Origin of the sequence: Corynebacterium tuingiense (genome assembly GCF_046718165.1) — a bacterium.
Taxonomy (GTDB): domain Bacteria; phylum Actinomycetota; class Actinomycetes; order Mycobacteriales; family Mycobacteriaceae; genus Corynebacterium.
On the sequence record NZ_CP177101.1, the window covers coordinates 1,174,423 to 1,196,867 of the forward strand.

18 protein-coding genes, 2 rRNA genes and 1 pseudogene are annotated in these 22,445 nt (G+C 55.9%); 20 read left to right on the forward strand and 1 reads right to left on the reverse strand.

Annotated elements, in window-relative coordinates; all coding sequences use genetic code 11:
- The first annotated feature begins 351 nt into the window (after nt 1–351).
- Both ACLI1T_RS05595 and rrf read left to right on the forward strand, forming a co-directional pair.
- Nucleotides 352–3,430 (forward strand): 23S ribosomal RNA (locus ACLI1T_RS05595).
- A 157-nt stretch (nt 3,431–3,587) separates the two neighbouring features.
- A 5S ribosomal RNA gene (gene rrf, locus ACLI1T_RS05600) occupies nt 3,588–3,705 on the forward strand.
- 633 nt (nt 3,706–4,338) lie between these two features.
- Here rrf and ACLI1T_RS05605 read toward each other — a convergent pair.
- Nucleotides 4,339–5,531 (reverse strand): IS3 family transposase gene (locus ACLI1T_RS05605; RefSeq protein ID WP_411702277.1). Its coding sequence is split into 2 segments (ribosomal slippage): nt 4,339–5,252 and nt 5,252–5,531, totalling 1,194 coding nucleotides; the frame shifts between segments, so codons are not numbered across the junction.
- Nucleotides 5,532–5,690: 159 nt separating this feature from the next.
- Here ACLI1T_RS05605 and ACLI1T_RS05610 point away from each other — a divergent pair.
- The 18 genes and pseudogenes from ACLI1T_RS05610 (at nt 5,691) to der (ending at nt 22,403) form a co-directional block, all read left to right on the forward strand.
- On the forward strand, nt 5,691–6,350 hold the full coding sequence (locus tag ACLI1T_RS05610; protein ID WP_411703263.1) for a hypothetical protein: 660 nt from the start codon (nt 5,691–5,693) through the stop codon (nt 6,348–6,350).
- A 41-nt stretch (nt 6,351–6,391) separates the two neighbouring features.
- Nucleotides 6,392–7,606: pseudogene (locus tag ACLI1T_RS05615) on the forward strand (IS3 family transposase).
- Between the two features lie 359 nt (nt 7,607–7,965).
- A complete protein-coding gene (locus ACLI1T_RS05620) occupies nt 7,966–8,628 on the forward strand; it encodes a hypothetical protein (protein ID WP_411703264.1) in 663 nt (220 codons plus the stop codon).
- On the forward strand, nt 8,628–9,611 hold the full coding sequence (locus ACLI1T_RS05625) for an HAD-IIA family hydrolase (RefSeq protein WP_411703265.1): 984 nt from the start codon (nt 8,628–8,630) through the stop codon (nt 9,609–9,611). The genes ACLI1T_RS05620 and ACLI1T_RS05625 overlap by 1 nt, the downstream gene beginning before the upstream one ends.
- The gene (locus ACLI1T_RS05630) at nt 9,602–9,763 is read left to right on the forward strand and encodes a hypothetical protein (RefSeq protein ID WP_005282788.1); all 162 of its coding nucleotides are present in this window, start codon (nt 9,602–9,604) and stop codon (nt 9,761–9,763) included. Before ACLI1T_RS05625 ends, ACLI1T_RS05630 begins: the two co-directional genes overlap by 10 nt.
- Entirely contained in the window at nt 9,763–10,569 is an 807-nt protein-coding gene (locus ACLI1T_RS05635; protein WP_411703266.1) for a TlyA family RNA methyltransferase, read from the forward strand. The genes ACLI1T_RS05630 and ACLI1T_RS05635 overlap by 1 nt, the downstream gene beginning before the upstream one ends.
- Nucleotides 10,569–11,450, forward strand: a complete 882-nt coding sequence (locus tag ACLI1T_RS05640) for an NAD kinase (protein WP_411703267.1) — start codon at nt 10,569–10,571, stop codon at nt 11,448–11,450. Before ACLI1T_RS05635 ends, ACLI1T_RS05640 begins: the two co-directional genes overlap by 1 nt.
- Nucleotides 11,450–13,120 (forward strand): DNA repair protein RecN, encoded by a 1,671-nt coding sequence (gene recN / locus ACLI1T_RS05645; RefSeq protein WP_411703268.1) that lies wholly within the window; start codon nt 11,450–11,452, stop codon nt 13,118–13,120. Before ACLI1T_RS05640 ends, recN begins: the two co-directional genes overlap by 1 nt.
- A 10-nt stretch (nt 13,121–13,130) precedes the next feature.
- Nucleotides 13,131–14,291 (forward strand): putative cytokinetic ring protein SteA, encoded by a 1,161-nt coding sequence (steA, locus tag ACLI1T_RS05650; protein WP_349853017.1) that lies wholly within the window; start codon nt 13,131–13,133, stop codon nt 14,289–14,291.
- Nucleotides 14,292–14,306: 15 nt separating this feature from the next.
- Nucleotides 14,307–15,215: a copper transporter gene (locus tag ACLI1T_RS05655; RefSeq protein ID WP_411703269.1), complete on the forward strand. Its 909-nt coding sequence runs from the start codon at nt 14,307–14,309 to the stop codon at nt 15,213–15,215.
- Nucleotides 15,216–15,217: 2 nt separating this feature from the next.
- Nucleotides 15,218–15,856, forward strand: a complete 639-nt coding sequence (locus tag ACLI1T_RS05660; protein ID WP_023022232.1) for an NUDIX domain-containing protein — start codon at nt 15,218–15,220, stop codon at nt 15,854–15,856.
- Nucleotides 15,853–16,743 (forward strand): site-specific tyrosine recombinase XerD, encoded by an 891-nt coding sequence (gene xerD / locus ACLI1T_RS05665; protein ID WP_411703270.1) that lies wholly within the window; start codon nt 15,853–15,855, stop codon nt 16,741–16,743. Before ACLI1T_RS05660 ends, xerD begins: the two co-directional genes overlap by 4 nt.
- Before the next feature lie 152 nt (nt 16,744–16,895).
- The gene (locus ACLI1T_RS05670; RefSeq protein ID WP_411703271.1) at nt 16,896–17,768 is read left to right on the forward strand and encodes a ParA family protein; all 873 of its coding nucleotides are present in this window, start codon (nt 16,896–16,898) and stop codon (nt 17,766–17,768) included.
- 6 nt (nt 17,769–17,774) lie between these two features.
- Nucleotides 17,775–18,572, forward strand: coding sequence for a segregation and condensation protein A (locus ACLI1T_RS05675; protein ID WP_023017549.1), 798 nt, complete (start codon nt 17,775–17,777; stop codon nt 18,570–18,572).
- Between the two features lie 37 nt (nt 18,573–18,609).
- Nucleotides 18,610–19,164: an SMC-Scp complex subunit ScpB gene (scpB, locus tag ACLI1T_RS05680; RefSeq protein WP_023017548.1), complete on the forward strand. Its 555-nt coding sequence runs from the start codon at nt 18,610–18,612 to the stop codon at nt 19,162–19,164.
- Nucleotides 19,165–19,219: 55 nt separating this feature from the next.
- Nucleotides 19,220–20,131, forward strand: a complete 912-nt coding sequence (locus ACLI1T_RS05685; protein WP_005279286.1) for a pseudouridine synthase — start codon at nt 19,220–19,222, stop codon at nt 20,129–20,131.
- A complete protein-coding gene (cmk, locus tag ACLI1T_RS05690) occupies nt 20,131–20,823 on the forward strand; it encodes a (d)CMP kinase (protein WP_284628883.1) in 693 nt (230 codons plus the stop codon). Before ACLI1T_RS05685 ends, cmk begins: the two co-directional genes overlap by 1 nt.
- Complete coding sequence (gene der / locus ACLI1T_RS05695; protein ID WP_411703272.1) at nt 20,820–22,403, forward strand: ribosome biogenesis GTPase Der; 1,584 nt, start codon at nt 20,820–20,822, stop codon at nt 22,401–22,403. Before cmk ends, der begins: the two co-directional genes overlap by 4 nt.
- Nucleotides 22,404–22,445: the final 42 nt, after the last annotated feature.

Sequence of the window (22,445 nt, forward strand, 5' to 3'; positions counted from 1 at the left end):
TTGAGACAGTGCTTTGTGACATGCGTAAAAGTGTCCATGCATACAAAATTAATGTTGAGTGGTAAGTCGTTGGTGCATTGTTGGGTGTCTGGGGCATTATCCCCTTATTGTGTGCCTGACTGGTTGATGGATGCCATTCATTGTGGTGGTGTTTGTTGTCAGTTGGGGTGTTGTGTGAGAACTGTATAGTGGACGCGAGCATCTGCATGATGCCATCTGCTTGTGTGTGGGTGGTGTTGTGTGTGTGATGTGATTTTTCTTTTTGTTTATTTTGTCAAGTTCACTTGTTGCTGCTGCATGTGGGCTGCGTGACCTTTTTGTTGGTTGTGTGGTTTGTGTGTGGTGGTTGGTGTGTTCGTTATTTAGGGCGCATGGTGGATGCCTTGGCATGCTGAGCCGATGAAGGACGTGTAAGGCTGCGTTAAGCCTCGGGGAGTTGTCAATAAAGCGTTGATCCGAGGATGTCCGAATGGGGAAACCTGGCCCTGGTTATGTGGGGTTACCCTTCAGTGAATTCATAGCTGTTGTGGGGGTTACGCGGGGAAGTGAAACATCTCAGTACCCGTAGGAGGAGAAAATAATAATGATTCTGCTAGTAGTGGCGAACGAACGTGGATGAGGCTAAACCGTGTGCATGTGATACCTGGTAGGGGTTGTGTGTGCGGTGTTGTGGGGCCTAGCTGTGTGTCATCTACCAGTGGCACGCCCTGTGCATTGTTGTTAGGTGAAGTGGTTTGGAATGATCTACCGGAGTAGGTGAGAGTCCTGTAGCTGAAGATGATGATGTGGGGGTTGTTGGGTTCCCGAGTAGCAACGGGCTCGTGGAATCTGTTGTGAATCTGCCGGGACCACCCGGTAAGCCTAAATACTCAGTGTGACCGATAGTGGATAGTACCGTGAGGGAATGGTGAAAAGTACCCCGGGAGGGGAGTGAAATAGTTCCTGAAACCATGTGCTTACAATCCGTCAGAGCACTTTTTATTGTGTGATGGCGTGCCTTTTGAAGAATGAGCCTGCGAGTCAGCGGCATGTCGCGAGGTTAACCCGTGTGGGGTAGCCGTAGGGAAACCGAATCCTAATGGGGTGATAAGTGGCATGTCCTGGACCCGAAGCGGGGTGATTTACCCATGGCCAGTGTGAAGCAGCTGTAAGAGGTTGTGGAGGCGCGAACCCACGTAGGTTGAAAACTGCGGGGATGAGCTGTGGGTAGGGGTGAAAGGCCAATCAAACTCCGTGATAGCTGGTTCTCCCCGAAATGCATTTAGGTGCAGCGTCGCATTGAGCTTGGTGGAGGTAGAGCGACTGGTTGGTTGAGCGGGACTACAATCTTAGCAATGTCAGCCAAACTCCGAATGCCATCAATTGTGTTGTGCGGCAGTGAGACTGTGGGGGATAAGCTTCATAGTCGAGAGGGAAACAGCCCAGATCGCCGGTTAAGGCCCCTAAGGGTGTACTAAGTGGAAAAGGATGTGGGATCGCGAAGACAGCCAGGAGGTTGGCTTAGAAGCAGCCATCCTTGAAAGAGTGCGTAATAGCTCACTGGTCGAGTGGTTCTGCGCCGACAATGTAGTGGGGCTCAAGTACACCGCCGAAGCCGCGGCAAGCAATAATTTTTTGTTGTTTGGGTAGGGGAGCGTCGTGCATGGGTGGAAGCGTTACCGTGAGGAGGCGTGGACTGTGTGCGAGTGAGAATGCAGGCATGAGTAACGAATTGTAAGGTGAGAATCCTTACCGCCGGATGACTAAGGGTTCCTGGGTCAAGTTCGTCTTCCCAGGGTGAGTCGGGACCTAAGGCGAGGCCGACAGGCGTAGTCGATGGATAACCAGTTGATATTCTGGTACCCGTACATGTGCGCCCATGATGAAGCACTGATACTAACCACTGCGGATACGCTACCTGTTCACTTTTTTGAGTGTTGGTGGTGTTGATGTCGTGGGGCCTGATGTGTGGTTCAAGTGATGGGGTGACGCAGTGAGGTAGCCGCGCCACTTAGTGGATTGGTGGTGTAAGCGTGCAGATCGTGTGGTAGGTAAATCCGCCGCACAGTGTGGTTGAGGCGTGATGCGTAGACCCAAAAGGGTTGATGGTGGTGATCCTGTACTGTCGAGAAAAGCCTCTAGCGAGTGTGTGTATGGCCCGTACCCTAAACCGACACAGGTGGTCAGGTTGAAGATACTAAGGCGTTCGGGTGAACTGTGGTTAAGGAATTCGGCAAAATGCCCCCGTAACTTCGGGAGAAGGGGGGCCCTGTGATGTGAAGACCCTGTGCGGTTGGAGTGTTGTGGGGTCGCAGAGAATAGAGGGAAGCGACTGTTTATCAAAAACACAGGTCCATGCGAAGACGTTAAGTTGATGTATATGGACTGACGCCTGCCCGGTGCTGGAAGGTTAAGAGGACCGGTTAGTAGTCTTTTGGCTGCGAAGCTGAGAATTTAAGCCCCAGTAAACGGCGGTGGTAACTATAACCATCCTAAGGTAGCGAAATTCCTTGTCGGGTAAGTTCCGACCTGCACGAATGGCGTAACGACTTCTCTGCTGTCTCGACCACAGGCCCGGTGAAATTGCATTACGAGTAAAGATGCTCGTTACGCGCGGCAGGACGAAAAGACCCCGGGACCTTCACTATAGCTTGGTATTGGTGTTTGGTTCGGTTTGTGTAGGATAGGTGGGAGACTGTGAAGCTGTCACGCTAGTGGTGGTGGAGTCGTTGTTGAAATACCACTCTGATCGGATTGAGCATCTAACCTTGGCCCATGATCTGGGTTGGGGACAGTGCCTGGTGGGTAGTTTAACTGGGGCGGTTGCCTCCCAAAATGTAACGGAGGCGCCCAAAGGTTCCCTCAGCCTGGTTGGCAATCAGGTGGTGAGTGTAAGTGCACAAGGGAGCTTGACTGTGAGACAGACATGTCGAGCAGGGACGAAAGTCGGGACTAGTGATCCGGCACCTACTTGTGGATGTGGTGTCGCTCAACGGATAAAAGGTACCCCGGGGATAACAGGCTGATCTTCCCCAAGAGTCCATATCGACGGGATGGTTTGGCACCTCGATGTCGGCTCGTCGCATCCTGGGGCTGGAGTAGGTCCCAAGGGTTGGGCTGTTCGCCCATTAAAGCGGCACGCGAGCTGGGTTCAGAACGTCGTGAGACAGTTCGGTCTCTATCCGCCGCGCGCGTTGAAACTTGAAGAAGGCTGTCCCTAGTACGAGAGGACCGGGACGGACGTACCTCTAGTGTGCCAGTTATCCCGCCAGGGGTAGTGCTGGTTGGCTACGTACGGAAGGGATAACCGCTGAAAGCATCTAAGCGGGAAGCCTGTTTTAAGATGAGGTTTCTTTTGAGGTCCCCTAAAGACTATGGGGTAGATAGGCCAGACTTGGAAGCATTGTAAGGTGTGAAGGCTACTGGTACTAATTGACCAAAACAAACACACCACAACAAACCCCCAAAACACTATGTGGTTTAAGGGAAGTTGAAGAGTGTTCTTGTTCTAGGCGAGTAAACAAAATGTACACAGTCACGTGTGTCGCGTCCACTATGCAGTATCTGACACAACACCACACACTGGTGGGTAGTGTTCTGATAGGTTTGTCGGTGGTTCATAGCTACAGGGAAACGCCCGGTCCCATTCCGAACCCGGAAGCTAAGCCTGTACACGCTGATGGTACTGCAACCGGGAGGTTGTGGGAGAGTAAGTCACCGCCGACACCAAACACAAAGAATAACTAAATAATGTTTCTGGTAGTCCCCGAAAGACCACCACCCTTAATAATTGTGGGTGGTTGGTTTTCGGGGACTTTCCGTCGTTTTACCCCCGCTAGTGTAGGCGACTTGTACTCTGTCGAGCAGGGGTTATGCGTGGTGGGGTGTGTGGGTTTTACCCCTGGTGTCTTTTCGGGTGGGTAGTCTGATGCCTTGGTAGACGAAAACATATTCGACACATTGAAGGGTGTAGTACACCCCCGGGGGGGATTCGACCACAATGAGTACACCACCACCCACCACAGACCACGCGCACGTAGACGGGCCGGTGCATGACACCACGACGGGCGATACCCGTCTACCCAGCGCTACTTGCGCGGCAGGCGAATCCGAGCGCGCCGATGGTATAGCTGATGCACGCATGATCACTGCCGCTGACGGCGACGAGGCACCTGATACCGACACTGATGCTGAGGCAGGAGAACCGGTAGTCTTTTATGCCACCAATACCCCAAACAATCCTATTGCTGCTGCTGGAGCACAAGCCCGGAAGAACTCCTGGTTTTTCTACCAGTCACTCCTTCCAGACCTGGGCGACGACGGGCCCGACCCCCGGAAAGTGGACACATCGAGGGCTAGCTATGCTGCTTTGGTCAGTATAGCCGAAGTCTCGGCTTCAAAGACATCAGGAGCTACGAGATTGCACCAGGAGTGCCGCCGGCGCGTGTTATAGCGCATGCACCACCGGAAGACTTCCTGGCGGCAGCTGATTGGACTTTCAAAGAGTTTCCTATCACGCAGCACTTCCCGCTTTAAGGTGGCGTTAAAGGATTCTGCCAGGGCATTATCGGCACTCGTTCCAACCGCGCCCATGGACTGGCGCACACCTAACGACGAGCAGTAGTTCCTAAAGGCTTGTGAGGTGTACACGCTGCCGTGATCGGAATGGAAAATAGTCCCGTCAAGACTGCCACGCACACCATGTGCGTGGGCTAGAGCATCGATAACTAGTGAGACCCGCATGTGGTCTGCGAGTGCATAACCTGCAAGTTTGCGTGAATACGTGTCAATGACTGTGGCAAGGTACATGTTTTTGCCTCCCCTACACGGCAGGTAAGTAATGTCACCGACATACACACGATTTGGCTCGTCAGCTGTGAACTTGCGGCCTACTAGATCTGGCATGACACGGTGACCAGGCTTACGCCTGGTAGTAATGCATCGACGCCGTTTAGTAAAGCCTTTTAGCCCCATGGATTTCATGATGCGTGCAACTTTCTTGTGATTGATCGGGGTATACGTCGTGTCCTCCTTAAGGCTTGCAGCGATGCGTTTAGCCCCATAAAGACCATGCTCATCATCAAAGATGGCTGTGATCCTTGCACCAATAACGGCATCAGAATACATCTTTAACCTGCGTTTTTCGCGGGTTTTGACCCATTTGTAGAACGAGGAGCGATTGAGCTTTAACACGTGGCACATCCGCTTGACCGAGTACTCGGTTCGGTGGTCATCGACAAACTGGAAGCGGATCACCAGTGAGTCTCTTCGGCAAAATATTTCGCGGCCTTACGCAGAATATCGCGTTCTTCGCGCAGCTTAGAGACTTCTTTTTCCAGCTGACGGATTCGCGCAGAATCATTCGCCGCTTGGGCTTGATCGTGCACGGCCTTCGTGCGGGCACGTTTGCCAGTGCCGTACTTTTTGACCCAAGAATGTAGCGAGGCACGGTTGATACCGAGCTCAGCTGATGCTGAGTTCAGCGAGAGATCCTCGTTGTTCTCATAGAGGGCTACGGCATCGCGTTTGAACTGTTCGGAGTACCTGGACATGGTGGTAGATTACCTTTCTTCCCAGCTCGACTGGGCTGGATATCAGGTGTCCACCGAATGGGGGTCAGGTCCGACGTCGATCTGACACTGACCAGCCTGGCTAAAGACTTAGGCCTTAGCTATAGCATCTTGTCTGGCATTATTAGGGCGCATTTCCGCATGCAGGAACTCCCCCTGGTAGCAGCGACTAACGTGGAGCAGTGGATCCTGGATACACCACGCTTGCGGGTTATCGATAGGGAAGTAGAACGTATAGGCGACAACCACGAACGCCTGGGCCTGGTCGATGCCGCCCTGGCAGACTATCTGACACCGACAGCACCGAGCCAACATGTACCTAGCGTGGCAGAAATCCGCCGCTTTATCCGCGACTTCATCGACACCCACCACCTGGCAGACGACGACACTGACGAGGTCGAACCCACCCTCAATGTATCTGTACACAATAACCGGGCCACTATCAGTGTGACGTGTGATAAAGTCACTGCCGCCATCATCGCCCGCCACATTGATGCCCAAGCAGACAACAACAAGTGCGGTGCCGGTGAAGCCTTAATCCAACTCATCCTGGATGACACGGAAACTAAAGTCGCGATCAATACCTTCACCACCGACACCAATGCCGCCGACGGTGCCGGTGGTGGTGATACGAAAGTGTATTTCCCCGGCTACGGCTGGTCCACGATGACCAACCTGGAAAACATCGACACTTTCACCCGACACCTTAAACCAAAAGAAACCGAAAGTTACCAACCCACCAGCCACATCCGCGCCTACACACAAGGCAGAGGCCTCACCTGTGAGGTTACCCTCGTTTAGTGGACACCCGATTAGTGTGGATCTTGTGTCCGTAGGAGAGGATGTTCATTGTGAGTTCGTCAAGGAAGAAGTACACCCCGGAGTACCGGCAGGAGGCCGCCAGACTGGTCATTGAGTCTGGGCGCCCAATCGCTCATGTGGCTAAGGAAATTAGCGTATCAGCCACAATTTTAGGCAGGTGGGTCAAACTTGAGCGGGAACGCCAAGGCTCGGTAGATGGCCGCAGTGATGCCGATATACGAGCCGAAAACGCTCGCCTGCGTCGTGAGTTAGCTGAGGCCAAGATGGATAATGAGTTCTTGTCAAAAGCCACCGCCTTCTTCGCTGCGAAGCAACGCGATCGGAAAAATTTGAGCTAATGCAGCCAGAGCAAGGCGAACTACAGCATAAAAAGAATGAGCAGGTTATTAGAGGTTTCTCGTTCTGGCTACTATAAATGGCAAAAGGCTCAAGCAGTACGGCTTCGTGGTGAAAATCAGCGTCAGAGATTCCTCGACCAGTTAGACAGGAAAATTCATGACATCTGGGAAGATTCTGACGAAGTCTACGGTGCCCCACGGATTACTGCAGAACTCGCCGAGGGTGGGGTCTATGTGAATCGCAAAACCGTGGCCAAACGCATGCGGATGATGGGGATTGAAGGCATCTCACCCAGGGCGTTTGTTCCCGTAACGACGATTCAATCCAAGCGGAAGTCCACGCTTGAAGACCTGGTGAAACGCCTATTTGATCAAGGGCAGCTTAATCGAGTGTGGATGTCGGATATTACCTATCTACGCACGAATGAGGGCTGGCTGTACCTATGCGTTATCCGCGATGGACACTCCCGCCGAGTCCTAGGCTGGTCCATGGATAGTGTGCAGGATTCTTACCTGGTTGAACGTGCACTGCGCATGGCTTACACCCTGCGTGGTGAAGTACCCGACGGCGTGGTCTTCCATGCCGATCGTGGTACCCAGTTCACCAGCGAACAGCTGTGGCAGGTCTGTCAAGAACTAGGGATTGCACAATCGGTCGGCCGTACTGGTGTCTGCTTTGACAATGCGATGGCCGAGTCGTTCTGGTCGACATTGAAGACCGAATTTTACGATCGGAAGGAATGGCGAACCCGCAACGAAGCCCGGAAGGCGGTGGCTCGCTGGATTGAGATTGTCTACAACCGGCGCCGTCGCCACTCGTCCATCGGGATGGTAAGCCCCGTCGATTTCGAAGCCCAGCTCGCTGATCAAAATGGTAATAAGAAGGCCGCTGCTTAACCCCTAAGCAGCTTAACTACGTGTCCACGATTTGCGGGCAACCCCAACACCACCACACCAGTGCGCCCAAAAGCAGTGACCGGGTTGATGACACTGCGAGCAATGGACGAGGATATTCTAGATTCTTTGAATGTCGTTTAGCACTGTAGAATGGGTGCGGTATTTCTGTGCGAGTTCCAACCAAGAAAGGGTAGGACTGAATGTCGGAGCGCAACCAGCACGGCCGTATTGGCCGAGGACAAGACCGTCGGGGTCGAAATCCACGCAACTCGGGGGACCGTGATTCTCGCGGAGGGGGAAAGAAGAAATCTTTCTCTCCACAGCGCTCTGGTTATAGGGAAGAGCGAATCAACCGTCGTATGACCGATCCGGACATTCCTGAAGAAATTGATATCAATGATTTGGACCCATTGGTGCTCCAAGACCTGAAATCACTCTCCAAAGAAAACTCGGAGGCCGTCGCCAAGCATATGATCATGGCGGCGACTTGGATGGATGATGATCCTAAGCTGGCGCTGCGGCATGCGCGCGCGGCTAAGGATCGTGCAGGCCGCGTGGCTATCGCCCGAGAAGTTAACGGTATCGCTGCTTACCGCGCCAGCGAGTGGAAAGAGGCGCTATCTGAGCTGCGCGCTGCCCGCCGTATTTCTGGCGGTCCAGGAATGCTTGCGGTTATGGCTGATTGTGAACGCGGATTGGGTCGGCCGGAAAAGGCATTGGAGTTAGGACGCAGCGAGGAGGCCAAGGAGCTAGACAAAGAATCCGCTACCGAATTAGCAATTGTATTGGCAGGCGCTCGCCTTGACCTCGATCAGCCTGAATCAGCGGTGGTTACCATTCAGAGGGCACAACCTGACCGCAACGATCAGGGAGTAAGTGCTTGTAGGCTGTCGTATGCCTATGCAAACGCGCTTCTTGCTGCGGGTCGCAACGATGAAGCACACGAGTGGTTCGAGCACACCATCGCCATTGATGAGGGCGACTGGACCGATGCCGCTGACCGATTGGCGGAATGTAAGTAATGAGTGTTTTGAGCAAACATGACGCCTTATTGTTGGACTTGGATGGAACCGTCTGGGAGGGTGGACGTCCGCTAAGCAACGTCGTAGACGTTATTAATACGTGTGGAGTTCCCGCCGTATATGTAACAAATAATGCGTCGCGGAGCCCAGAAGCCGTTGCCACAATGCTGACGGATATCGGTTTGACTGCGGATTCTGGTGATATCGTCACCTCCGCCCAGGCAGTGTTGCAGTTAGCTGCCGAGGAAATCCCGTCGGGTGCGAAGGTGCTAATTATCGGCGCGGATTCTTTCAGGGACTTGGCCAAGGACATGGGTTTTTCCGTGGTCTCGAGTGCTAATGATAAACCAGCAGCTGTCCTGCAAGGATTTGATAAGTCCGTCGGGTGGGAACAGCTGACGGAGGGCGCGCTGGCTATCCGGGCAGGCGCGAAATTTTTCGCCTCAAATTTGGATACGTCCCTTCCAATTGAGCGGGGGCTAGGCGTTGGCAATGGCTCCCTAGTCGCTGCCGTCGAAAAGGCGACGGGAGTAGAGCCCGTATCTGCCGGCAAACCTGAACCAGCGATGCTCTTCCTCGCAGCCAAAAAGGTCGGGTCGAAAAAGCCATTGGCGGTGGGAGACCGGCTAGATACGGATATTGTTGGAGGTAACGCCGCAGCGATGAATACCTTTCATGTCTTGACCGGCGTATCGGGCGAGCTGGAGCTTATCGAGGCCCCCGTGGAGGCACGGCCTAACTTCATTGGTGCAGGCATGCACGAGCTTTCATTGCCTATTTCGCAGGTGCGACCTGGACCGCAAGGAGATTTTACCGCGCGGTGTGATGGGTATGACGTTCTCTTGCAGGGGGGAAACGAATCCTCTACCTCAGTGCAAGCGCTGCGGACGGTCTTGGAAGTGGCGTGGTCGATGCCAGCACCACCTCGGTATATTCAGCCGCGTAGCGAGTTTGCGGAGAAGGTTGTGTCGAAATGGCGGTAAAGCCACACGATTTTCGGGCCGTGAAAGAGCCCGAAGAAGTAGATTCGGAGATTTCGACAATTCTCGGCGAGGATGCACCGACACTCGCAGAAGAAGTCGACCAACTGGACAGGGCGCATTCCGTGTTGCGGAATGCTTTGCAGGAGAACTAATGCCACCACAACGCCGCAGGCTGGATGCAGAGCTTGTGCGCCGAAAAATTGCGCGATCTCGTGAGCAAGCCCGCGAGATGATCAAGTCTGGCCGTGTGACGGTCGGCGGGTTTAAGGCAGAAAAGCCTGCAACTGTCGTGGATCCTGAAGTCTCCATCAAGGTCGAGGAGTCTGAGGAAGACAAGTGGGCATCTCGTGGCGCGCACAAGCTCCTAGGCGCATTTGCCGCATTCGACGTCGACATGAATGGCCGCATCTTAGATGCAGGGGCATCGACAGGAGGCTTTACGGATGTGTGCTTGGCGTACGGTGCGCGTGAGGTACTCTCCGTTGACGTCGGTTATGGGCAGTTACTGTGGCGGCTGCAAAATGACGAGCGCGTGACCGTCTTGGATAGGACCAATATCCGCACTATTACTCCGGAGATGACCAATGGCCAGTGCGATGGCATGGTCGGGGATTTATCTTTCATTTCCTTAAAACTGGTGCTGCCAGCAATTGTGGAGTGTATGAAGGACGGAGCGTGGCTCCTGCCCATGGTCAAGCCGCAGTTTGAGGTGGGCAAGGAGCGCATCGGCAGCGGCGGGGTGGTTCGTTCTCCGGAGATGCGTACAGAGGTCACGCAGGACGTTGCTGAATTTGCCGTGTCTTTAGGCCTTAGTCTGCACGGTGTTGTGGCTTCACCGTTGCCGGGTCCGAGTGGAAATGTGGAATATTTCCTGTGGCTGAAAAAGGACGGTATGTCCACGAACGTGGCTACAATGAAACAGATGATTGATACTGCCGTTGAAAAAGGTCCGCAGTAATGCGAGAGATATTGTTGGTTCCACATGCCAATCGCGCAGAGAACCTGCAGGCTACCTCCCGTGCAGCCGAGTTATTGCAGGAGGCAGGGATAACGGTTCGCGTTTGTGCAGACGAAACCGTACTGCCGGGGCTACAGCACGTCCCGCATACTGATGACGCGGCGGCGGGATGCGAACTGGTCCTTGTTCTCGGCGGTGATGGAACCTTCCTGCGTGCAGCTGATATGGCACGCGCGGTTGATATTCCTGTCCTCGGAGTGAATCTGGGTCATGTTGGCTTCCTCGCAGAATGGGAAGTGGAGTCATTAGACCGTGCCGTGGCTCGCGTAATAGAGAAGAGCTACCGGGTGGAGGACAGACTGACGGTGGATGTCTCTATTTCGGATGCCAACGGTCACCAACTGGCTAGCAGTTGGGCTTTGAATGAGGCCTCGGTAGAAAACCAGAACAGGTCGGGCGTGTTGGATGCGATTTTGGAGATCGACCGGCGCCCGGTCTCGTCGTTCGGTTGTGACGGCGTGCTGATTTCGACTCCTACGGGATCTACGGCGTATGCATTTTCTGCCGGCGGCCCAGTGCTGTGGCCATCCCTAGATGCAATCTTGGTCGTGCCGAATAATGCCCATGCACTCTTTACTAAACCTTTAGTGGTATCTCCCAACTCTTTGGTAGCGGTGGAATCAACCATGCAAACCACACCGGCCGTGGTTATCTTAGATGGGTGCAGGGAACTTATTATGCCGCCGGGCGCCCGCGTGGAGGTGGTGCGCGGTAAGCGCCCCGTACGCTGGGTGCGGTTGGATGACCAGCCCTTTACGGATCGATTGGTCTCTAAGCTGCGGTTGCCCGTGGAAGGCTGGCGCGGGCCGAAGGAGAAATAGTGCTTGTCGATATTTCTATCAATGATTTAGGAGTCATTCGCCATAGCTCTGCGGAATTATCGGAGGGCCTGACCGTATTAACCGGTGAGACCGGTGCGGGCAAAACCATGGTGGTCACGGGGCTTCGATTGTTGGCCGGCGGGCGTGCCGATGCCTCTAGGGTGCGCGATGGCGCTAAAAAAGCGGCCGTGGAGGGCCATTTTAGTTCCGCGAAGGAGAGCATCAGCCAGCTGGTGGACTCGGTGGGCGGTGAGCCAGATGAAAATGGTGAATTTATTGTCTCGCGCACGGTTTCGGCTGCGGGGCGATCGCGGGCGTATTTGGGAGGGCGAGCCGTACCGGCCGCCACGTTGGGAGATTTTGCGCGCGAGATAATTACCGTGCATGGTCAGAATGACCAATTACGCCTCTTAGCGCCAGAGGAGCAGCTCGCGGCGGTGGACCGTGCGGATCCGAAACTGGCTGGCATTCGGGAAGACTATGCTGAGACCTTCAAAAAGTGGCGTGGTTTAGCCAAGGATTATCGCCGGCGCACGGAATCTCGTAGGGAACTTGCCCAGGAAGTTGACCGCCTGCAATATGCCCTAGAAGAAATCAACGGTGTGGCGCCCGAGCCAGGGGAAGACGCGGAGCTGGTGCAGTTGGTGCAGCGCTTGCAAGACGTCGACGGTCTGCGCGAATCGGCGCATACTGCCTTGGCAGCGATTGATGGAACGGAAGAGATTGATGAGGCTGCTTCTTCGCTGCTCGGGCGCGCGGGATCGGCGTTAGTGGGATCCTCGGATAAGCAGCTGGCGGATTTGGGCGAGCGCATTTCTGAAATCACCTCGCAGCTAGGCGATATTTCAGCTGAGCTCGGTGGATACCTCGCGGGGCTGCCGGCAGATCCGAATCTGCTGGAAAAGTCTCTGCAACGCCAACAGGATCTCCGAGCCTTGACCCGTAAATACGCCAGCGATATCGATGGTGTTTTGGCGTGGCGCGATGAGGCGGAGTCCAAATTGCAGTCGATGGATACCTCCACTGAAGTCCTCGAGGAACTTAAGGCGCAGGTCAAAGAGACCGAGCAGGAGATGAAGCGGAAGGCGGCGAAGCTTACGAAGAGCCGCCGGAAAGCGGCGGAGGCGCTGGGCAAGTTGGTGACTGAAGAGCTGCATGGATTGGCCATGCCCAATTCCACTATGTCGGTTGAGCTTTCCGCGGCAAAGTATTCCAAGACAGGCGCCGATGCTGCGGAGCTGCAGCTCAACGGGAAGCCTTTGGCCACTGCGGCCTCCGGTGGCGAGTTGTCTCGAGTCATGCTTGCCCTTGAGGTTGTGCTCGCCAGCGAGGACGGTGCGACATTGGTCTTCGACGAGGTCGATGCTGGCGTGGGCGGGCGTGCGGCGGTAGAAATTGGGCGTCGGCTAGCACGGCTGGCTGCGCACAATCAGGTTATCGTCGTGACCCACCTGCCGCAGGTAGCGGCGTATGCGGATGCGCATTTGCATGTCTCGAAAGATAAATTTACCTCTGGGGTAGCCGAGCTAACGGAACAGGAGCGCGTGGAAGAATTGGCGCGCATGCTGGCCGGTTTGGATGACACCGAGACGGGGCGCGCGCATGCCCAAGAGCTTTTTGATCGCGCACAAAAAGAAGCTTCCGCGCGCCTTACCCAGCTGGCGGACTAAGCAAGGAACAATGGAGCCCATGGCTCTGTTTTCCCGTACCCCTGATCATCCTGGTGAGCATGCTGCATTGCGCGATTGCACCCCGGGCGCGAAAGGTCTTAAGAAGTTTTCTGAAGGTGATATCGCCGTTATTGATGCGGCGAATATTTCTCGGCCCGAGGCACAAACCCTCGTGGAATTGCAGCCCTCAGCGGTGGTCAACGTCGCCAGGTTTTCTACTGGCTCCATTCCTAATTGCGGTCCGCACATGCTTCTCGATGCCGACATTGACCTCCTCGAAGGCCTCGGCGAGGAATTTATCTCGGAGTTTAAGGATGGCAAGAAGGCACATATTGGGGACGATGGAAAGGTCTACGTCGCGGATAAAGTAGTCGGGACGGGGCAGAAGGTTTCCCGGGAGCGCGCAGACAAGAACTTCAAGGCGGCACAAAGCGCACTCATTGACCACATGGAGTCCTATTTCGCGAGCTCCATCGACTTCATTAATTCTGAAGGCCCGCTGCTTATCGATGGCCTCGGGGTCCCCGCATCCGGTTCCGAGATAGCTGGCCGGAAGGTCATCGTTTTATCTCCCACTGAAGACCACCGCTCCCAGCTGAAAGAATTGCGCAATTTCATCCGGGAGTATGAACCGCTGCTCATTGCGGTTGATGAAGCCGCGGATTCTCTGCTGGAGCAGGGATATAAGCCTGACTTCATCATTGGCGATCCTGCCAAGGTAAGCGATGAGGCGCTGCGTTGCGGCGCGCGCATTGTGGTGCCTGCGGATCCAGAAGGCAGCGTGGAGAGCATTGACCGCATCCAAGAATTGGGCATCGGGGCCATGACGTTTCCGGCGGCTTCGGAATCGGCCACGGATTTAGCGCTGCTCTTTGCGGATTACCACGGTGCGGGCCTTATCGTGCAGTCAGGTGGCGGCTTTGACCTCGATGATGTTTTTGCCAACCGCGTGGCTCCGTCTGCTGTAATGTCTCGGCTGAAGGCCGGAACCAAGGTGGTCGATGCTGAGGCAGTAATCAACCTGTATTCCGCTCCGTCCTCACACCTTGGCTGGCTATGGGCCCTTCTAAGCATCTTGGTGGCGATTGCAGCGATCATCTTGATCGTGGGCTTCGGCGGGAGCCAGGATTTCTTGAGTAATTTAAGCCAGACCTGGTCGAGCCTATTCTAAGCGGGGGGTAAAAATATGGCGAAAGCGCAACTAATTACGGGCCTCGGACTAGGGGCGGCGGTTGGTGTGACCCTCGGTGCCTTGGTGATCGCGCCCAACCTGACCACCAGCGTGGCTGACGATGACCCGATCCGTGCGGAACACCGCAAGGTGGTGCAAGAAAATAAGATCTTGCAAAACCAAAATGAGGCGAGCGATGACATCGTCAGTGATGTAGCTCCAGATCTGGTCTCCGGTACATTATCGCAGCGGCCGGTGCTGGTCATTTCCACCGATGACGCAAATAGCAGCGATCTTTCTGATATCACGAAGCTCTTAGAAGCCTCCGGGGCCACCGCTGCCGGGGAAATCAAGCTAAGTAAAGACTTCCTGCGCGGGGAAAGCAAAGACGATATCGTAAAAATCCTTAAAGATAAGGCCCCGAAAAAGGCAGATCTTAAGGGACTCGATAAAACCGTGGGAAGCTATGGCGGCGAGGTTTTGGGCGCGGCCTTATCCATGGACCCAGAAAGCACAGAGCCGCTCGCTAGCGTAAAGGAGCGATCTGAGCTACTGCGTGCCCTGCGCGATAAGGATTTTATTGATTATAAGGACGGTACTATCCTTCCTGCCCAGTCCATCCTCATTGTTTCTGGCAGCGGGGTGCGCGGATATTATTCCGACACCTTGGCTGAGTTTGCCACCGCCTTGGATGAGGTCAATGGCAGCGTGGTGATGAGCGCGCGGAGCAAGCAGACCCAGGACAATAAGACAGTAGAGCAATTGCGCACCAATGACGTGGATCTTTCTACCGTAGACGGCATTGAGCGCGCGGTAGAGCGCATTGCTGTGATTTCCGGCGCCGAAGAACAGCTTAATGGGGGCAGGGGAGACTACGGATCGGCAGAAAGCGCAGATTCCGCCCTACCGGAAGAGGAGAAATAACAGTGGCCCACGATTTTCAGGTCTTGGATTCAGAGTTAATTTTTGATGCGCCTATCGTCGCCGTACGCCGCGATACCTTGTCCATGCCAGGAGGCAACACGGCGGATAGGGAGATCATCGAGCACCTAGGAGCCGTCGCGGTGGTCGCCTTAGATGAGGATCGGCGGATCGCGATGGTGCATCAGTACCGGCATAGCGTCGGCAAGCGGCTGTGGGAGCTGCCCGCAGGACTGCTCGATGTGAAGGGCGAGGACGAGCTTTCAGGCGCGCAGCGCGAGCTGCAAGAAGAAGCGGGCCTTGCCGCTAAGGACTGGGAAGTTCTCACGGATATGGTGACCTCGCCGGGGTTTTGTGAGGAAGCCGTGCGGATTTTCCTTGCTCGTGACCTTAGTGAGGTTCCCGCGCTGCAGGACACCGGCGATGAAGAAGCCGATATGGATTTTGCCTGGGTGGACCTAGACCAGGCGGTTGACAGGGTGCTGAGGGGTGAGATAGTTAATTCCGTTGCGTGCGCGGGTATTTTATCTGCATATGCCACGGTCATTGGGGGAAAGCCGACGCGTTCGGTGGATGCGCCGTTCGATTTGCGCCCGACCCACATGGCTGCTCGACGCAGCGGACCGGATCTGAAAAAGCAGTGACTGCTGCAGAGGACATCACTCAGACTTGGTTGAATCACCTCGCCGTCGAACGCGGCGTTTCAGCAAATACCCTGAGCAATTACCGGCGGGATATTCGCCGATACGTGGACTGGCTGGCAGCAAATGGGGTCCAGGACCTACGGCAGGTAACTCGACCGATGGTGGAGGCCTATTTAAAGGATCTGCGCGAAAATATGGCGGTATCTTCTGCCAACCGTGCCCTCATCGTGGCGCGCGGGTTGCATAAATTCGCCGTTGCGGAGGGTGAAGTTGATAGCGATGTTGCCGCCGAGGTGAGCCCGCCATCCACGGGGCAACACTTGCCGGAAACCTTGAGCGTGGATGAGGTGGCACGGCTCATCGAATCGACGCCTACGGAAACGCCGGTTGACCTCCGCGATAGGGCGCTTCTAGAAGTGCTTTATGGCACTGGGGCGCGCATCTCTGAGGTAATTTCGCTCAACGTCGATGACGTAGCTACTGCCGATGACGTCCTAGTCCTGCATGGCAAAGGCGATAAGGAGCGGCTTGTACCCCTGGGCTCGCATGCCAGGCAGGCTATCGACGCCTACCTAGTGCGCGCCCGTCCCGTGCTGGGAAAGGGCAAGACTGCCGCGCTGTTTTTGAATACCCGCGGCGGGGCGCTCTCGCGGCAAAGCGCGTGGTCCATCATTAAGACCGCTGCGCAGCGCAGCCAGTTGGATAAATCTATTTCCCCGCACACGCTGCGCCATTCCTTTGCCACGCACCTTCTCGAAGGCGGTGCCGATGTGCGCACCGTGCAGGAGCTCTTAGGACATTCCTCAGTGACTACCACGCAAATCTATACGCACGTTACCGCTGATTCCTTGCGGGAGGTATGGCGCGCGGCGCATCCGAGGGCGTAGCTTCCATTGCTTAAGTCAAAGATAGAGGCTTGATATTTGCAAAGTCTCGGTAGTCATACAGGGGAGCGGGTACGCTATAGTTACAACGTTGTAAGCAACCCTATGCCAAATGTCATGGTCCATGACTTGGCGTCAAGGAAGAAGGTTTGACTGTGAGCGAAGAGGGTCTCTTTTCAGCCTCTGATGTAGAGACGGGGCTAACTGGCCGCCCTGTCCGCGAGCTGCCGGAACCCGCCCCCTTGGAAAAACATGGGCCCGCCACCATCATCTCGATGTGTAACCAAAAGGGTGGCGTGGGAAAGACCACGTCAACCATCAACATGGGGGCCTGCCTCGCAGAGTATGGACGCAAGGTCCTACTGGTTGATTTGGACCCGCAAGGCGCCCTTTCCGCTGGGCTGGGATTAAACCATGATGACATCGAGGACTCGATTTATGACGTGATGCTGGATAGCCATACTTCTATACACTCCGCCATTCATCACACCAGCGTGTCCGGCATGGACCTCGTTCCGGCCAATATTGATCTTTCCGCGGCAGAGATCCAGATAGTCAATGAAGTAGGCCGCGAGCACACCTTGGCGCGCGCCCTGCGTCCGGTGCGCCGTGACTATGACTTCATCATTATTGACTGCCAGCCTTCCTTGGGTCTGCTTACGGTCAACGCCCTAGCTTGTTCCCAGGGCGTCATCATCCCCATGGAATGCGAGTTCTTCTCGCTGCGCGGGCTTGCCTTGCTCACGGACACGGTGGAAAAGGTCTCTGACCGCATCAACTTCGATCTGGAAGTCGTGGGTATTTTGGTCACCATGTTCGATCGGCGCACCAAGCATGCCCGCGAGGTAATGTCCCGCGTGGTGGAATACTTTGGGGACCAAGTATTCGATACCGTCATTACCCGTACCGTGCGCTTCCCAGAAACCTCCGTGGCCGGCGAGCCCATCACCTCGTGGGCTCCAAATTCGCAGGCCGCGCAGCAATACCGCGATCTGGCGAAGGAAGTCATCGAGCGCTCGACCGTTTAAGCTACCGTGACGCAACCAGAGATTACGGGGTTTCGCATTGCCCTGCGGAATTTCGAGGGCCCATTTGATCTGCTTTTGCAGCTCATCCAGGCCAAGAAGATGGATATCACGGATGTGGCCTTGTCTGAGGTGACCGATGAATTTGTGGGCTACACGCGGCAGTTGGGCGAGAACGCGGATTTGGATGAGACGACTGATTTCTTGGTCGTGGCGGCAACGCTGTTGGACTTAAAGGCCGCACGGCTATTGCCGCGGGGCGAGGTCGATGACCTAGAGGACCTGGAGCTGCTGGAATCGCGTGACCTGCTTTTTGCCCGCCTGTTGCAGTACAAGGCCTATAAGCAGGCGGCGGATCAATTTGCCCGCTGGCAGCGGGAGGCGCAGCGCAGTTATCCGCGCGCGGTGAGCATCGAGGAGCAATTTGCGGAGCTTTTACCTCCCGTAACCCTGGGGCATACTCCAGCGAGCTTTGCGGAAATGGCGGCGGGTGTCTTTCGCCCCAAGCCGCCGGAAGAAGTGGCAACGGGCCATATTCATGGCGTTGCCGTCTCCGTACCCGAACAGGCTGGAAAGATCCTCGAAACGCTCAAACTCATGGGCGCTGGGCAGTGGACAAGTTTTTCCTCGCTTACCCGGGATTGCACCACAACCATGCATATCGTCGGCAGGTTCTTGGCGCTCTTGGAACTGTTTAAGGCCAAGGCGGTCGATGCCCAGCAGGAGGAAGCGCTGGGCCAGCTGGACCTTTCCTGGACCGGCTTGGACGTAGATCCCGCGGTCGTTGCAGCAGCAAATTGGGACTAGTGCTAGCACCGCCGTCCGTGGTTGTACTCTAAGGGGCATGGATCTTCCGCTCATTTCGCAATTGCGATCTCGGCTCGAATCGATTTTGCTGGTGCTCGATTCGCCGGCATCCGTAGAGTCCTTGGCGCGGGCGCTTAGCGTGGAACCGGCGGTCATTAGTGACTGCTTGCGGGCCATCCAACGCGAATTCGATAGCCGCGGATCTGGAATTGAGCTGCGCGAAACGCCAGAGGGTTGGCGGTTTTATACGCGCCAGGAAAACGCCAGCGCGGTGGAGGAGTTCTTATTGGATGGGGCACAAACAAAGCTCTCGCGCGCGGCCTTGGAAACCCTCGCCGTCGTGGCCTATCGCCAACCGGTCACGCGCCAGCAGGTCTCTGCGGTCCGCGGTGTCAACGTGGACGGCGTGATGCGCACCCTTAACCTGCGTGGGCTCATCCGGGAGCTCCCGCAGGACGAGTTCGAAGGGGCGTCGCACCGGTATGAAACCACCGAACTTTTCCTTGAACTCCTAGGCATAGACTCGTTGGAACGCCTTCCGGATCTGGCGCCGCTTCTCCCAGATGTCGATGCAATCGACGAAGAGTACTGAGGTGGGGTAGACTCACGCAGGTAATTTCATATCTTCGAGAGAAAAGGACACTTCAGTGACTCCTCCCGCTCGCCGTGACGGCACACCGGATAAGAAGCAGCGAGACAGCGATATCGTTGTCTCCAATGCCAAGCCGGCTCGTAATCAACACGTTTCCAAGAAAAAGCAGAAGGCCACCGCTGAATCGGTGGCGCGCGATTTGGGCGCTGACTGGCTAGTCGATGACGACAAGCCCAAAGGTGAGCGCCTGCAGAAGGTCTTGGCCAAGGCGGGCGTCGCATCGCGCCGCCACGCGGAGATCCTCATTGATGCCGGCCGTGTCGAAGTAAATGGCAATGTCATTCTCAAGCAGGGCGTGAAGGTCAATCCCGCCGTGGACGTCATCCGCGTCGACGGTGTTCGCGTTAACGTCAACGAAGACCAAGAATATTTCATCCTCAATAAACCCCGCGGAATGCAGTCAACGATGTCAGATGACCTCGGCCGCCCCTGCGTGGGTGACGTGGTGTCTGAAAAGGTTGCCTCGGGCCAGCGCCTATTCCATGTGGGCCGCTTGGATGCGGATACGGAAGGCCTGCTCATCCTCACCAACGATGGGGAATTGGCCAACCGCCTGATGCACCCCAAGTATGAGGTGAAGAAAACCTACCTAGCCACGGTATTGGGCGAGGCCGATAATAAGTTGGTGCGCCAGCTTAAAGAGGGCATCGAGCTAGAAGATGGCCTAGCCAAGGCCGATTTCGTGCAGGTAGTGGACAAGAATCAGGGGTTCTCTCTGGTCCGAGTCGAGTTGCACGAAGGCCGCAAGCACATCGTGCGCCGCCTGCTGAAGGAAGCCGGCTATCCCGTACAGCGCCTGGTGCGCACCAAGCTGCACACGGTCCAATTGGGCGATATGAAGCCCGGCGGGCTGCGCGCACTGAATTCCAACGAGTTGACGAGCTTGTACAAGGCGGTGGGGATGTAATGATTTCGAATATGCCTGATGAAGGCCTGATCCTCGCGGTCGATGGCCCTTCCGGAACGGGAAAGTCCACGACATGCCGGGCCCTAGCTAAGCAATTGGATGCAAAATACATCGATACCGGCGCCATGTACCGCGTGGCAACCTTGGCGGTATTGCGCCAAGGCGTGGATCCCGCGGACAAGGAAGCGGTCATTTCCGCGACGGCTAACCTGCCCTTGGAGGTTTCCGATGATCCGGATTCCACGCAGGTGCTTTTCGATGGCGCCGATGTCTCCCGCGTCATCCGGGAAGATGAGGTCACCCAGAACGTCTCCGCAGTATCTGCCATCCCAGAGGTGCGGGAGAACTTGGTGGCATTGCAGCGCACGCTGGCACAGCGCGCCCACCGCGCCATTGTAGAGGGCCGCGATATCGGCACCGTGGTGCTGGCCGATGCCCCTGCGAAGGCCTTTATGACGGCTTCTGCGGAAGTCCGTGCGCAGCGCCGGCACGATCAAAACGAAAAGGCCGGCATTGCCTCCGATTTTGAATCGGTACTGGCGGATGTGCAGCGCCGCGATGCCGCGGATTCTTCCCGCGCCACCTCGCCGCTTCGCCCAGCCGACGATGCCACTATCGTCGATACCTCTGACATGAGCCCGGAGGACGTCGTGCAGGCTCTTATCAACGTGGTTAAGGAGTCCCGCTCATGAGCAATAAAGATTTTGAGTCCCCAGAGGAAGAAGTCACGCAGTTCCATTACCCTGCGGGTAGGTTCGACGAGGAAACGGTCGAGACCTCGTCGGGGTGGGCTACGGACGATTTCGATGCTGAAGAATTTGACTACGACTTTGATGAGTCGGAGTTCGGCGAGGCCGATTACGGGGATGAGGAAGGCCTAGAGCAGCCTTTAAGCGAGGACGAGTGGGAGCAGCTCTCGCAATCGCTAGACTTTGCTGACGCCACCGAAGAAGCCCTGTGCACCGTCGCTATTGTGGGCCGGCCGAATGTGGGCAAGTCTTCGCTGGTTAATCGCTTCCTCGGCCGCCGCGAGGCCGTCGTAGAAGACCACCCTGGCGTTACCCGTGACCGCGTGTCCTACGTGGCGGACTGGAATGGGCAGCGCTTTATCGTGCAGGATACCGGCGGTTGGGATCCCAACGTCAAAGGCATGCACGCCGATATCGCCCGCCAGGCAGAAATGGCGATGGATACCGCCGATGTCATCGTAATGGTGGTAGACACCAAAGTAGGCATTACCGAAACCGATGAGGTTATGGCGCGCCGCCTGCAAAAGTCTCCGGTTCCGGTGATCGTGGTATCGAATAAGTTCGATTCCGATAACCAGTATGCGGATATGGCGCAGTTCTACGCCTTGGGCCTCGGGGACCCGTGGCCGGTGTCCGCACAACACGGACGCGGTGGCGCGGACGTGCTGGATGAGATCCTGCGCAGCTTCCCCGAAGAACCGCGCGAGACCTCGATTACGTCGGGCCCTCGCCGCGTCGCGCTCGTCGGCAGGCCTAATGTGGGCAAGTCCTCGTTGCTCAATAAGCTCACCAGCGAGGAGCGCTCGGTGGTGGATAATGTCGCCGGCACCACGGTAGACCCCGTGGACTCGCTGGTGCAGCTAGATGAGCAGTTGTGGAAGTTCATTGATACCGCGGGCCTGCGCAAAAAGGTCAAGAACGCGCAGGGCCACGAGTATTATGCTTCCTTGCGCACCCGCGGTGTGATCGATGCGGCCGAGGTATGCATCATGCTTATCGATGCCTCCGAGGAGATCTCCGAGCAGGACCAGCGCGTGCTCAATATGGTGCTCGAATCCGGTAAAGCCTTGGTCATTGCGTTCAATAAGTGGGACCTGATGGACGAGGATCGCCGCTATTACCTCGACCGTGAGATTGACGAGCAGCTGCGGCACTTGCCGTGGGCAACGCGCGTTAATATTTCGGCTGAGACCGGTCGCGCCCTGCAGAAACTGGAGCCTGCCATGATTGATGCCCTAGAAAGCTGGGATCAGCGCGTGTCTACCGGTCAGCTCAATAACTGGATGCGTGAGGCGATTGCGGCCAACCCGCCGCCGATGAAGAATAATCGTTTGCCGCGCGTGCTCTTTGCTACGCAGGCATCAACCCAGCCACCGACGATTGTTTTATTTACCACTGGGTTCCTCGACGCATCCTACCGGCGCTACCTTGAGCGCAAATTCCGCGAGCGTTTTGGTTTCCACGGCACTCCCATCCGCATCGCCGTGCGCGTGCGCGAACGCCGAGGCAAGAAGCGGAAATAAGAGTTCACTGCGAAAGCGAGCGAAGCACTCACACTTGTGGGG